8 protein-coding genes are annotated in these 15555 nt (G+C 38.3%); all 8 read right to left on the bottom strand.

The features are described from left to right. Positions 1 to 51 precede the first annotated feature (51 nt). Positions 52 to 1326, bottom strand: a complete 1275-nt coding sequence (locus tag JIV24_RS01985) for a hypothetical protein (protein ID WP_200463325.1) — start codon at positions 1324 to 1326, stop codon at positions 52 to 54. An 11-nt stretch (positions 1327 to 1337) separates the two neighbouring features. Further along, the gene (locus tag JIV24_RS01980; RefSeq protein ID WP_200463324.1) at positions 1338 to 2480 is read right to left on the bottom strand and encodes a glycoside hydrolase family 88/105 protein; all 1143 of its coding nucleotides are present in this window, start codon (positions 2478 to 2480) and stop codon (positions 1338 to 1340) included. Between the two features lie 385 nt (positions 2481 to 2865). Then, positions 2866 to 4332 carry a sulfatase gene (locus JIV24_RS01975; protein ID WP_200463323.1) on the bottom strand — a complete coding sequence of 489 codons (1467 nt, stop codon included), beginning with the start codon at positions 4330 to 4332 and terminating at the stop codon, positions 2866 to 2868. Positions 4333 to 4488: 156 nt separating this feature from the next. Further along, positions 4489 to 6435 (bottom strand): sulfatase family protein, encoded by a 1947-nt coding sequence (locus JIV24_RS01970; protein ID WP_200463322.1) that lies wholly within the window; start codon positions 6433 to 6435, stop codon positions 4489 to 4491. Positions 6436 to 6782: 347 nt separating this feature from the next. Next, a complete protein-coding gene (locus JIV24_RS01965) occupies positions 6783 to 10739 on the bottom strand; it encodes a hybrid sensor histidine kinase/response regulator transcription factor (protein WP_200463321.1) in 3957 nt (1318 codons plus the stop codon). 260 nt (positions 10740 to 10999) lie between these two features. After that, positions 11000 to 13954 (bottom strand): glycoside hydrolase family 2 protein, encoded by a 2955-nt coding sequence (locus JIV24_RS01960; protein WP_200463320.1) that lies wholly within the window; start codon positions 13952 to 13954, stop codon positions 11000 to 11002. A 104-nt stretch (positions 13955 to 14058) separates the two neighbouring features. After that, positions 14059 to 14823 (bottom strand): T9SS type A sorting domain-containing protein, encoded by a 765-nt coding sequence (locus JIV24_RS01955; RefSeq protein WP_200463319.1) that lies wholly within the window; start codon positions 14821 to 14823, stop codon positions 14059 to 14061. Between the two features lie 210 nt (positions 14824 to 15033). Further along, complete coding sequence (locus JIV24_RS01950; RefSeq protein ID WP_200463318.1) at positions 15034 to 15543, bottom strand: hypothetical protein; 510 nt, start codon at positions 15541 to 15543, stop codon at positions 15034 to 15036. Positions 15544 to 15555 lie beyond the last annotated feature (12 nt).

Raw genomic sequence — 15555 nt, 5'->3', positions numbered from 1 at the left:
TTCATTACCTATTTTATTGTTTTTTTCTACCTTTTTCTCTGCTAAATCTATCTACAAGTCTAGCTCGATCATATATAAGTCGTGTTTGGCATCTTCATTTAAAAAATTATCCATGTTGCTTCTAAAAAAGAGGCGGTCACCGGCATGATTGATCCATTGTTCTGGTTGATTCCAAAAATCAATGCCCCCTTCTACATTTCGGCAACGGTGATGCGCCAGACGTATTGGTTTAATCTCTCCGGTCTTAAGTGGTAACAAAATCAGCTCTCCAAAATAGGGGTGCCATTCTTGGGTAGGATCGAGATCATGCCCTCTCATGGCCAAACAAACATATTGCTTGTTAGATCCCGCTACTGCAGAAACCATCGGGCTAAACCACTTGGTAGTCCTTAACAATTCGAATATTTTTCCATCTGACAGACGTGCAGCCAGAAAGCTACCATTACCCACACCATGTTCTGCCCACCATAACTTACCATCATTCCACTCAGGAATACGGGAAACCAAACACTCCTCAGTGCCGTTTAAATACCCAAAATCTAAATGCGAATTATTGGGCAAGATTGTACGTAAGAAATCCCAGTTTCTGTTAAACAAAACCTGTCCTTGATCTTCCGTGTTGGCTAATATGTAATTTCCACTGGCACTGAGTGTACAGTAATTCCAATCATATGCTGACATATCCTTCTTTGGTCCTTCTTCACCGGTACGAATATTATACGCAAACATGGTGTCTCCCATGTTTAGAAGTAGCCATTCGCCGGAATCGTCGAAATCATTGCCGTCGCCACCGCATAAACGGTTCCTTTTTCCTTTTCCTAATGTTTCAGGAAACTCTTTTAGAATGGTTTCTTCATCAGTCTCCACATTGTAGGCCATTAACCTGTTCTCCTTAGGATAGACCAACATCTGCGGATCATAGCTCCATCGGAATTCGGAGTTGTCTTTCCATGAAACTGGTAAATCTTTAATAAAATCACCCGTTCTGCCATCGAACAAACCGAGTTTGTATGGGTTACTTTTAGCAATAGCGAAATATTTGTCGTCAGCACTAAACATGGCCCGTTCACTGTTCCAACCTAGAATGTTTTGTTCATCGCTTAGCCGCTTGATTGGCGTACCAAATGCCGGATCAGTAAACCATTCCCCTGCAGCCGGTGGTTTAAAACCCTCATAATTAGGGGGTATAATCATAGCAGGATTTTGCTCTATCTCAGTTACTTCATTGTCCTCTTCTTTAAGTTCTTTATCAGGATCTACATCAACTTTATCGTTACAACCAATCGCTATAACAGTAAAGAACAGGAAATATAGAATCTTATTCATAATCAGGATAATTAAAAGTTAACATTTGTCCCAAGCAGTGCGGCCGCACACCACAAAAAAGGAGCTTGTCCATGCAGGTCGCCTTCAATCCTTGGCCTGTTCATATAATGAGTCCGATCGAAACCGATATTCGTACCACCACACACTTCTGTAAGCTTATCTTCGTCGTTTAAATAAGCCGTTAAGGCCAGCCACCCCTTACGGGCGGCGATACTATAGCTTTTCTCATCAAGCCATCCGTTCTTTACACCTCTGATTAAAGCATAAGTAAACATGGCAGTTCCAGATGTTTCCTTCCAAGAATCTGTGTCATCAATAAGTTGACGCCACATGCCATCTTCTGCCTGATAAGTAAGCAAAGTAGCCATCATTTTGAGGTAACCTTGCATAATACGCGCCTTGTGCGGATGGTCATCCGGCAGGGCTCTCAACAATTCAGCCATGCCTACGGCCATCCATCCATTACCCCTTCCCCAGGCAAAGGGGGCATCCGGCGAATGATGGAACAAACCATTTTTCAATTGGATTTCGTCCAGATACAAAACCATCTCTTTGGCTGCACGGTCGATATACGTTCGATCACCTGAAGCACGGTAAGCTTGTGTCTGCACTGCGGTGATCATGAACATGTCATCAATCCAAATTCTGGTTTGCCAGGAATATCCTTTGTCGGCATAATCCTTTTGCTCTGGTTTAACATCTGCCGGCACTTCCCACTGGCTGTCGGCATAATAAAGGCCAAGCTCTAAATAGGGTTTTCCTTTTCCCTGCAGGTACAGCTCTAAAGGCACTGCACCAAATACATTGTTATCAACATGATCAGGCGTGGGGAGCAAGTGCTTCTCATCGCTATACAGAGGCAGGAAACGTTCTTCGAGACGGGTGAGCAAATCCTCATTGTGTGTTGCCTTGGCAAACCAAAGTCCTCCTAACCATGTGCAGACATCAGGGTAGGTAATCCGATTCGCAGCCTTACGATACTTTCCCCAATGCGAATGCGGTAAAGAGAGATACTTATTGGCGATTCTCATGCCTATCTGTTCCGGTGTTTTACCTTCAGGCCATTTAGTCAGGTCGAATGATTCCTGAGCGGATATTCCCCATCCCAAGGCAAGGAATAAAATGGTCACCGATATTTTTTGCCAACTATTCATATTCATTTCTATTTTACATCAATTATCATTTACTATACATTCGCTTCTTGACTATAAACCAAATCAAAAATCGACTTTGATATAAGATGCAAGAAAGGGGAATCGCTATACAAAATCAGAAAGCATTGTACGTTTTTTTTAGAAAATCGTACGGTTAAAAAAACGACTGTATAATAGTTACAAACCCTTATAAAACAACAGCCCAAATAAAGAATATACGGGCTGCCATTTTATGAATCATTAAAAATATATCTGGTATTTGTTACTTCAGGAGGTTTCCTTATAAATGACCATAAATACTTTGAGGGTTCAAATGTTAGTAACCCGGAGTGATAGATGAGGGAAATCAGACTCTCATCATGCATACTAAAATCTTAGCCCATTTCTATTTTCCATACACATTTTTTTCATAGGCAGTATGCAATATACCATGCATATGAACCACCACCTCTTTATATGCTATATCTTCTGCTACATTTACATTTTCATCCGGATCACTTTGGTGATCATATAAGGTACGGGCGATGGTTTTATCATTCTTAGGGTTAATGAATTCCGTATAACAATACTTGGACGTTTTAACGGTATATGCGTTTGCGTTATTTATAAACACGTGATCTTTACCCTTTAAATCCTTCCCATTCAATATTTGTAGCAAACTGGCTCCTTCCAATTGATTTTCAGGCACCGGCAATCCGCACAATTCAGCCAGCGTTGGATAAATATCAACCAGCTCAACCAACGCATCGGTGATATGTTTATGTTTTAAGAATGGAGATGATATTATGAGTGGCACTTGCATTGATGTTCGATGGCTCGTCCATTTTGCCCATTGGGTATGTTCTTGTAGGTTATAACCATGGTCGGACACTAAGATAACAATCGTATTTTTATCCAATTCCAATTCTTTCAATTTGCTCAGAATATGGCCTATCAAAACATCAACGTAACTAACCGTTGCATAATACCCATGAATCAGACTTATAGCTGTCGAGTCACTCACCTGCTCTCCTTTGGGAGGAATACTGGTATACTGGCGTAGTTCGTTTGATTGTGAAATAGATAACAATGGGGCATTTTCAGGAATAAAATTATTGTAAGGCTGTTGAATGCTATCACGGCTGTATTTATCCCAGTGATGCGAGGGTGCGTTAAATGGTAAGTGGGGACTGATAAAACCAGCTGTCAGGAAAAACGGTTTATCTTCCTTCTTTAATTTAACCAAGTCTCTGATCACCTTTTGTGTCATTAAACCATCAATATAGGCCGTATCATTAACATCTGCACTTTCGAAAGCAGGCCCTCGATCGGTAGTCTTATAAACCTCTATATTCTCAGGCAACATATAATCTCTCCATAGTGACTGCCACCAGTCTGTTGGAGCCAAACCTTCAGGATTTTTTTCAAAAGCATATGGACGCCATACCTCATCCCAATCACTAATCCGATCATCCAGATGATGGTATATTTTTCCGTTTGAAATGGTAGTATATCCATTGTTTTTAAACAATTGAGGTAAAGTAATGGCTTCGGGTGTATCCTCCTGAACAAAGGTATTGTAATTCCTGAACCGATTTTTTGTAGGGCGCATTCCCGTTAACATACTCGCTCTGGATGCTCCACAAACCGCCACATTACAATACGCATTTGTGAATGTTATGCCATTACTAGCCAAAGCATCAATATTTGGTGATAACGCTTGTGTGTTATCATAACACCCTAACTGAGGGCGAAGGTCATCCATATAGAGCAATAATACATTGGGCTTAGCATTATATTCTTTATCTGTTGCACAAGCACTTACTAACACTAAAGCGACTAGTAAAAAGCCTGGAAGAAACATTTTTTTCATATTTTAGTTCTTAAGATTATTAATTACAGCCATTTGCCAGATTCTTATTCGCGACATGGGTTCAATCATTAATGGCAGGTAACTTTCGTATTAAGCCTGTTTTATTCTTTTAAACAGTACACAAAAACGTTAAACCGTGCAAATATTACCGGCTACTTACCATGATTTTTTCGTTTTACTTATATCATCTATCCAGCGCTTGTCTCTCGAATAATAGAGTGGATGATTATCATATATATAGAAAAACATCTCTACTGAATTCTGAACATTATAGTCAAAACCAGGTACTCTGTTTTCACCGTAGCGGTCTTTGACTTTTTGAAATTCCGTTTTAAAATCATTTGCTAGTTCAGGTAGGTATAAGACCTGCTGCATAGCATGGTGTGAAGCATATTTATTAGCACCGATAATAAGCTGGTTTAACACTGTCTTTGCCTCAGTATTTTTGCCAGTTTTATATAATAAGGTAGCCATCTCTGCCTGCACATATGATGAAGAGTCTCGTAAAGCATCTTTCAAGGGCTTCTCAATTCCTTTAGTTTGACCAATAAAGTTTAAGCCTACGGCTGCCCAGTAGCGAATTTCTTCTCTTTCATCCTTCAGGTAAGGCAGAAAAGATTGCGTTTTTTTTTCACGCCCTACCATATCTGCCACTTCTAGAATTTCAGCAATAGGTAAATTATTGCTTTGCAAGCGTGCTTCGTAAGCACTTGAATTTTGAGACCTTTCAAGCATTAATTCTTCCGGCAAGAAGTGAATATCCTTAACTTGAACAATGCGCTCACTAACGACTTTCCCTAAACGTTCCAAATCTTCCTGATAGTCTGAATGATCAGCCAGATTATTTAACTCCCACTTATCATTTTTAAGATCAAACAAATATTCCACTGCTCTTGGTTGCTTGACCAAATCAAACTGGACCTCATTTAATAATCCTTCTGCCGCATCTTTTCGAATAGTTCTTACAATATCACTCACATCGGCATATTTTTGATAACGCTGCACCGGCAAATGCGGGTAGAAGTTGCGGGAATAAACAAATCGTCCATAGAAAACAGTACGTTCCAAACCAGGTGTGTCATCTAATCGGTTGCGTGAACCAAATACATAAGGTACCGGTTTTTTTCGTTCTGATCCCATAAATGGCCTGCCTTTCATATATTCAGGTATGTCACAGCCTGCCAGGCTTAATATTGTTGGAGCCAAATCTTCAAAAGAGATGAGTTCATCCGTAATCTCCTGCACACCCCATGGCGATAAATGTTTATATTTTTCAGGAAACCAAATATAAAAAGGAACGCGATGGCCGAATCCTATAGAAGTGCATTTGCCTCGCGGAATACCCTGACCGTGATCAGCATAAACAAAAATGATGGTATTCTCTTTTAACCCATCTTTCTCCAACCGGTCCAGAAGTAACTGAACTTCATGGTCCGTCTTGCGCAGACTATTGTAAACGCGCGAAACCTGCTTTCTCATCTCTTCTGAATCCCGGTAAAAAGGCGGCATCTCAATATCTTCAGCGGCAATATGGTCAAATTCGGATAAACGCTTTAATATTTCATTTTCATATAAGGCCCATGGGAAAGTCATGGTACGGCTTTGATGACAACTATTGTAGTTAAACACCGAAAAGAACGGCTGCCCTTCTTTCCGGTTCCACCAGCCTGCTTTTTGACTGTTTTCATGCCAGGCTTCCTTTATGAAGGCCTGTTCATTTTGTACATTGTAATCAGTTTTTACATTATTAGTTGTAAAATAACCCGCTTCATTTAAGTAATATGGGAATCCTTTGATAAAATCGGGTAACTTATATTTACTGCGATGGTTACCTGTTCCCAGTGCTTCAGTTGAACAACCGGTTATGATACTACTACGGCTTGAAGAGCATACCGCTCCCGGTGCAAAAGCATTGGTAAATACAACGCCTTCCTGACCCAATTGATCCATCGTTGGCGTTGTATTAATGCTATTGCCATAATTCGCCATAAAATGAGGAGAGGTATCTTCGATGGTGATCCAAAGGATATTTGGTTTTTCATCTTTGTTGTGACAGGAATACAATATAACACAAAGTAAGCTAACTGATAATATTTGTCTCATCGTATACATAAATAACAGATGATTAAAAAAGGGATAAAATAATTGTACACAAATCCTTAACTCACAAAAGGAGCAACACAAAAATGCGTTAAATCAAATGATTTAATTTTAAGAATTATCCTCTTTTTTTATGATTTTATACAAGTGACTAAAATGTAATTATCATCCATTATTATATAGTCTTCGCAAGAAAACTCAAACGACTACGTTATGCTTGCCTGAAAATACTCATTTACACAAGTTAAACACTTTTTTTCAAGCTCCACAAGCCCTGCCTACCCTCAGGCAGGCTTGTGTTTTGGACCTTCTTACAAAACCTTAAGAATAAAAGTATTTTCTTACAGACACTAAATATGACTATTGATGTATTTTTTAGGGGTTACACCAAACTGATCTTTAAACATTTTACTAAAATATTGCTGAGAAGTAAAACCACAATCGTATGCAATTTTAGATATTGCCTCTCCTGGATTCTCCATTAGCAACTGCTTACTTTTTTCAAGACGGAAAGACATAATGAAGGCATTGGGTGTTTTACCGGTTATGGCTTTCATTTTCGAATATAAGACGGTACGCCCCAGCTGCAAGTCCTTACCAAGAGCAGCAACATCATATTGAGCATTATCAATATTATTCTCTACAGCCTCTTTTGCTTTTTCAATAAATTCTTTATCAATTTTATTCTTTGCAATGGATTTTACATTTAAAGATGGATTTTGGGAGAATCTGGCTTGTAAAGCCTTGCGATTGTTAATGATATTATTAATTCGAGCTACTAGAACTCTTGAATTAAAAGGCTTTGTAATATAATCATCAGCACCTGTATCCAGTCCCTCTATTTTATATTCTTCAGCTGTTCTGGCTGTTAGTAAAATAATAGGTATATGCGAGGTATTCACATTAGTTTTGAGATTACTGCACATCTCTGTTCCGGTCATTTGAGGCATCAGTACATCACTCACAATTATAACAGGCTGAAGTTCCAGTGCCTTTTGCAAACCCTCTACACCGTTAGCTGCAAGTGTTACTTCGAAAAGTGGATTAAGCAGGTCGAAAAGAAGTCCCTGCACTTCTATATTATCTTCTACAATTAAAAGCTTTTCTTTATCTTTTTCTTCCGTTGGCACTTCAATAACATCATCAATTGAACCTTCTTTAATAAGGGTATCAGTAGCTTGTGTTTCACACAACTGATCATCTGAAAAATGTTCCTTTCCTAAAGGCATACGAACAGTAAATACTGAACCCTTATTTAGCGAACTAGACACCTTAATCTCACCGTGATGTGCTTCAACAATACCTTTGGTAAGTGCCAAACCTATGCCACTTCCCCTAATATCATCGGATGACATATTGTCTAACTGATTGAAACGATCAAAAATAGTTTCCAGGCTATCATGCGGTATACCACGACCCGAATCTGCAACTTTAATATCCAAAACATCACTCTCCTCTGTAATACTCATCAAAACATGTCCGCCATCGGGAGTAAACTTAAATGCGTTGGAAAGTAAATTATAAAAAACCTTTTCAAGGTGCAGACTGTCAAACCAAACACGCATTGGCTTGTGTGTATAATCAATTTGGTAATCAATGTTCTTATGTTTTGCCAGCTCCATAAAAGAATAAAATATTTCCTCAAGGAAAGTAATAAAGTCATGCTCTCCTACTTTTAGTTTTAGCTGTCCGGCTTCCTGCCTTCTAAAATCCAGTAATTCAGTTATCAGGTTATTTAAACGTGAAGTATTTCGATTGATACTTAACACCTTTTTATAATCGCTGTGCCGGATAGAATTACTTGATAACAAAACCTCCACATGGCCTGCAATTAGTGTTAATGGCGTTCTGAATTCGTGAGATATATTGGTAAAAAAACGCAATTTAGATTGATTCATTTCAACTTCATATGCTTTTTCCCGTTCTTTTATCAGAACACTGTCTTTCAAACGCCTTCGGATAAGATGCAATCTATTGTAATACAAAATCATTAATAATATTAGGATAACATACAATATATAAGCCACAGGGCTCTGCAAAGGATGAGGCTTTATGGTAATGTCAAGTTTCCGAAACAAGCTTGGTTCTTTACTATTGGCTACAAAAAGTGTGTACTTACCCGGATTCAAATTCATATAATTAACGCTATTGCTAGCTGACTCTAACCAATTGCTATCAAAACCTTCCAGTTTATATTTTAGCTTTTGACGCTGATGTGTAAAAAAGTGATTATCGTGAAACTCTATCGAAAATGAAGTATGCTGGTGGTTAAGAACAATTTCATCTGTCAATATAAAAGACTGTTCTAAAATGCCTGTTGTATCATTGGGGTTCACTTCCTTATTATTAACCAACAATTTAGTAAGTCGTGGCGCATTTATTTCCTTTGAATCCAGAACACTTCTGTAATTAAAAACACATAAACCATCAATACCACCCACAAAAACATCATCATTATTCATAACAAGAATGCTGGTTAAGTTCGGTGCGTTTATGGGTAATCCGTTAAATCTATCTATGTTTTCAATAACATTATTCTTGAAATCCAGAATGCAAACGCCGATTTTCGTGCCAACAATAAGTATATTTGGCTCTAACTCTGCTATACTTACCACAAAATCATTTTCCATACCATCCTGCTTATCGAACACTTCAAAATTATCATCTTCAGGATTGTATTTATTCAGGCCATTTGATGTGGCAACCCATAAGTTATTATAACTATCCACAAATAAGTCATGAACTTGATTTGAACTTAAAGAGCCTTGTGCCTTTTCATCATAAAAATAACGTTTTATGGTTTTAGAATTAAGATCGTATTTTATTAAACCGTTACTTCCACCTGTCCATAACACACCTTCTTTAATCTCAATACACCTAAGAAAATTATAGATATTATGCTGCTTTTTGTTTCGTTCTGAGAACAGGTAAGTTAACTGCTCTGTTTCGGTATCAAATACCTGAACAGCCATATGTGTGGCCATATACAATTTCTTATCAAATGCTTTTATATCGTTAATTCGATTAGCCCTTGTCAGGTATTGTCCATTTTGCTGACGGGCATAACTGGTATAGGATTGTTTATCAACATCAAGCTTTACCAGTCCTCCATTAAAAGTACCAAGCCATAAATTTTGATCATTCTCCTTATAAATAGATTTTACATTTTTTATAATTGTCCCATCGTTTAAAACAAGTGGGGGGTAGTATATGAAACGATTGGTTTGACGATCCAGATAATTAAGCCAACCACCTTCGGTACAAATCCATACATTCCCCATAGTATCCTCACTCATCTGACTAACCACTTTATAGCTAAGCCCTCTGTTTTCCGTAAGATCTTCCTCAAATAAATAATAAAGGTGATCAGTTGGATTGAAGTAATTGATGCCTCCGTTATAAGTTCCTGCCCAAATACCTCCGTCTCTATCTTTAAATAAAGATAAAACTGAATTATTAGAAGGACCCCACGCATTATTTCGCTGGTATTGAAATTGCTTAATTTGGCCGCTCAATGCAATTTCATTTATTCCCTTTAAGCCTCCCATCCAGATGCTTCCATCATTATCTTCCTCAAAGCAACTAATATCATATGAAAGAATCCCGTCATTTTTAGTATATTTTTGAGTTGTGCCATTACTTAGGGTCTTAATCACACCCTGATTGGTATCGACCAGCCATATTGTTTGACGACTATCTACGAATATGGCCGAAACCTCAACATCAGACAATAGTACTTCTTCTTTGTAGGTATTTAAATTATAAACAACTAACCTTTGTGAAGTACCAACATATAATAAATGATTGAACAATTGCATTTTAGCTATTTGTTCTCGGGGTAACAATTCTATTGGTATTGATTGTTGATCGTTTAAAAGATTATAGATACGTGTGGGAGTAGCCACCCACACATCAGAATGATGACCGGCAAAATCAACTGAACGACCCGTATGAAATACCTTAAACTGTTCTGTCATCAAATCAAAGGCATACACATTTGAATTAGACCTCATCCAAAGCTTGTTACCCAGTGCTTTGAGATGTCGAATTCTTTCAATATTTGAAGAGCCTACTTCATTATTGGTTTGATAATAAAACTTTTTAATAGAATTACCATCGTATCGGCTTACCCCACCGGAGAAAGCAAACCATATGTTTCCGACAGAATCTTGCGTAATGGCCTCTATACTATGTGCGTCGTATGGATTTAGTACATTAAGTTGCTCAAAACGTACAGTAGCATTGGAGCAATGAAAAACCAAAGCACCAATAAACAACAGAAAATATTTTTGAAGTGACTTAACCATCCTAATTAATTCATAGAAGCACAAAGCAAAAGTAATTACTATTAATTGATTTAAGTATGAGATCAATTATTTTTTACATTAACTGGGTTTCAATTGAACATTAAATAATTGATAACAGTATCTGACACGTAATATGAAATAATATATACAAATATGTTCACTGCAATTATAATTCGTTATACAATTTGGAGGAATTAGCATACTTAATGCGTAATTCCTCCAATAAATCAGATTTATGTTTTATTATTGAAAAAGATGTATTATTTCTTTTGACTCAGGTAATCAATCATATTGAGTACCATTTGCACTGCTACCGGGTCGTAAGCAATTTCATGCAATGTATTTGGCTGTAAGTTCTTATCCAAACGTTGATGCGTTATTAACTGGCTAATCATTAACTGTCCATACCCCTTACCAAAGTTGACTTCATAAACAGGAGCTTTCACCAAATTGCGTCCAGCTGATGCATGAGCAATTAAGGCTTCTGCTTTTCCATCGGCAGATTTTTTATATAGTTGCACCAAATCAGTCTTTAAAATTTTAGCGTTCGGATTAACACGTTGCTTAAGAGCAGGTGCATCTTCTACTAAAAATTTAACTGCCTTACGAAGTGAGTCCTGAAGTGCCTTATCGTTGGGCAAAGCGGAATAGGCATAAAATCCTTCCAGCTCATAAGCATAGTAACTTCCCTTCTTAATCTTTTCTACATCAGCACCTTTTCCCGACCAACTCTCTACGAAAGAGGCCTGACTTAAACCGCTTAATTCAAGACCAACAGATGGAACAATTAAACCTCCTTTTAAACCATTCCACAGCCAGGTTGATTCTTTAGAAAGATGCTTCCATAATGGCGATTGTTTCACATTGGGATGAATATGACTTTCGGGTTCAGCCACCTCTTTAAAAGAAGCCTTAACGCCTAGGGGCAAATTAATCTGAGCTAAACTCTGGCCCGCACTTTTTCTAACACCTTGCAAATCTTGTAAGCTATTATTGTATCCCTGGCCTAACAGGTATGGTCCTACATCCAACAATATTACATTTGTTCCATTCGTAATAGCTGTTTCAATTTGTTGTATAAAAGTTTTGTTACCTATATGATTATCCCATGTGTGACGTGATACTAAAATGACATCTGCTTTATTATTAAAAGCGGAGACTTTTGAAAGTTTATTCTGCTGTAAAAAAGTATGCAAATGATGATCATCCTCTGTTACTCCAATATTTAGGGATAGCAACTCCGTGTTTACCTTTGGTGCTATGGTTCTGATATCCCACTCTGAGACAACGGGATGTTTAATGCTACAAGGAGCATTCAGCACCTCGGCTTTTAGCAACCAGTCTCCTTCTTTTTGTGGTAAAGCAAGTTGTATTTCATTTTCAGCTCGGGAGTATTTACTTACAGGTAGTTCTTTAATTTCGAACCACACAGCTTGTCGGTATTGAGGATCTTCGAGTGAATATTTTACACGAATCGTTTTGTCCATTTCAGTATCATTAAACAATACTACAGGTACTGTTATTTCTTGTCCGGGTAAAAAATTTCTGTTCCAGATATTCAGGCTCACACTTACAGGCGACCAGGCAGCCGTAAGTGCATTCCATACCGGCATGGGATTGCCTTGTGTAATATCTCCTAAGAACCAATGATTACCATCTTCCGGTGAGCCCAACGCGCAAAATGGTGAAAAGCCGGCTACGCCAATAGTTCTCCAATATTCCGATATTTTTGCATTGGACAAGGCGTGATGGTAAAAACGCTGAGCCTTACTATGCCCCTTTCCTAAAAAACGTGCATAGGCCGACTCCACCATAGGATAACCTCCAATATCACCGTATTCATTGAGATAGTTACCACCATATTCATCAGCCATTACAGGCAAAGGAAATTCATCATAACTGTCATAGAAAACCCCCACATTCTCAAACAAGCTCCACCAGTATTTATGTACATGAATCACATCGCGATGGCCGATAACCAGACCGGGATAGTCTTCGGCTACCTCACTGATGGCCTCGTAGGCTATTTTCAGTTGCTCTTCATCGGTTTCATTCCAGCCGTGCATCAGCACATTGCTGGGGTAACGTGATGACACATCGAACCAGGATGCCCATTGTTCCGACAGGCTTTCTTTTGAAGCTTCCAAACCATGAAAGAAATGCCATTCAGCCTGAACCAGTAATCCATGTTTATCACATAAATCCAAAAACTTTTGCGGAGGCATCCCCAAATGAAAACGCAAGGTGTTAGCCCCATGTGCTTTCATGCGTTTGATAATATTTTCTTCGAACCAATTCGTGTCCCATGCCAATTCTTTGACTTCGGGGTAACGCAACCAACGGTACCATACCACAGATGCTGCACGCATTTTAACAGGGTGTCCGTTGAGTTCGAACTGCTTTCCGACAACCTTAAATTCGCGATGCCCATAATTACAGGTATCTGTATCAATAACTTTTTTACCCTTTTTCAGTTGCGTAACTATACGATACAGGTGAGGTGTTTCAGGCTCCCATAACTTTAGTTTACCTGAAACCGGTATGGTGAGATCTCCCTTATTATCACTAATTTTATAGCTCTTATCAATAACAGTAGTGCCTTTATCATCTATAATAGAAATCTGCAAGGCCGAATAGTCTGACGCTGATTCACTCTCCAGGCGGTATTTAATCTTAACGGCATCTTCTTTCAAAACAGAATACCCATGTACGTGATTTATGGATGCTGCGCCATGTACTTTTAATACCACATCATCCCATAGGTGAGCCGCCACGTCGGAGCGCCAGTAATCGGCTTTGGGAATCCGCGAAGCATCGGTTTTTGGCATATCTTTTAAAGATGCTAAGGCAATTTCGATACTTACCTTTTTGCCCGGCTTTATATTTTTATGTTTTAAGGGGTGCAATGTGGGCGCCATTCCTCCGGCTGTTTCTGATACCAAATCACCATCGACATACACCTTAGGCATAAAACGGGCACCTTTTAGTTCGAGCGTTGCATTTAACCAGGTCCCCTCCGGCAATACTATTTCCTTTTTATACCAAAGTACTCCTTTGTTGATTTTGGTAGGGTCGCTTGCCAGGCCAGGCACACTCACCTCTCTGTTATACACACGATTTTCGCCACATTGCCATTGACCATTCAGCACAATACTTTGCGGCTGCCCTTTTAACAATAATGGAATTAAAAAAAGCAGGCAGAATAATTTTCTCATATTAACTAACTTTGTTTGCGAAATAATCTATAAAACAAGCACCCAAATATTAAAAATCGTCTTTAAACAATGTTCAAAGACGATTTTTAAGGACGTGTAATTAATTATTTTTTAATCTTCACCACTTTTGTACCGGCATCAGTAGCAACTGATACCACATAAAGCCCTGAAGGAATATTACCTAACGTAAGCACTAAACCAGGTGCACTGTATTCAGCTACCTTGGCACCGCTCAATGAATAAACACTAACCATATTAGCTGTAATACCATCGATGTTAAGCGTATTATCAGAGGCAATATACCAAACCTTTACACCAGCCATCACATCGTCTGATATGGCAGTTGGTGTGCTACTTAAAGCCACATCATCAAATTGATATGTACCTACACTTTGTGTCCAGAATGAAAGTTCATTTGCTTTACCTTTCAAAATTTCATCAAGGATTAATTCATATTCTGTCCAGGTTGTCGTTAAGGTAAAATCAGCCTGTGATCTGTTTGTATTATCTATACTACACCTAATTTTCAAAAGTTCTCCACCCACAGTGCCTCTTGCTTTAAAGATAATTTTGGTATCACTTGCGCCAACAGCCACATTATTTTGTTTAAGCCTCAAATTCCATGGTTCATCAGTATTAGCAGCGGTCACTACCACTTGCTGAAAATGACCGGTTGCCGGGGCATCATAAGCTTCGTAGGTTTTTGTTGCTGCTCCTGGAGTTGTAGTAGTTGCAGTATTATTTACACTTAAATTCCAGGGCCAGGTTGGATTACCGATAGTTTCCATATCGCCATTTTTAATTTGTGCAATAGTATTGACAGACAGCCCTAAGCTTACAAGCATTATAAAAAGTAGTTTTGCTTTCATAATAAAATGAATTTAGTTTTTTAATAAAATTTATTGATTTAAAAGTAGAAGAAAGACTGTTGGTGCCTGTTCACATGCGTACGTATTTTTTACAAATTCATACATAACGTCAATACATTAATAACCAGCGTAATAAAGCCAAATCATCATCCTTTCTACTATTGCCAGATTAAATTAATGGCTAAAAAAGAACACGATAAAGGTTTTAATTTACTTTAAAACCACATCATCAAACTGATATGTACCTACACTTTTTGTCCATAATGAGATTGTACCTGTTGTGCCTTGAGAAGTAGCAGGCAAAACCAATTCATATTCTTCCCAGGTTGTGGTTAAGGTAAAATCAGCTTGAGGCTTTCCATCTCCATCATATTTGATTCTCAAAAGCTCACCTCCTACAGTACCTCTTGCTTTAAAGGTTATTTTGATATCACTTGCACCAACAACCACATTTCCTTGTTTCACTCTCAAATTCCATGGTTTCTCAGTATTAGCCGCAGTCACCACCACTTGCAAAAAATGACCGGTTGTAAGAGCATCATAAGCTTCGTAGCTCATTGTTGCTGCACCTGGTGTTTCTGTACCGGCATTATTTACATGCAAATTCCATGGCCATTTGGTATTACGGGTTTTTTCCATATCACCATTTTTAATTTGCGCAACAGCATTGATAGATAAGCTAAGGGTTACAAGCATTAATAACAGCACTTTTGTTTTCATAATTAAATGATT

Origin of the sequence: Carboxylicivirga marina (assembly GCF_016612505.1) — a bacterium.
GTDB classification, from domain to species: domain Bacteria; phylum Bacteroidota; class Bacteroidia; order Bacteroidales; family Marinilabiliaceae; genus Carboxylicivirga; species Carboxylicivirga marina.
Note: the sequence above shows the minus strand (reverse complement) of the source record. Positions and strands in the feature narration are given on the sequence as shown.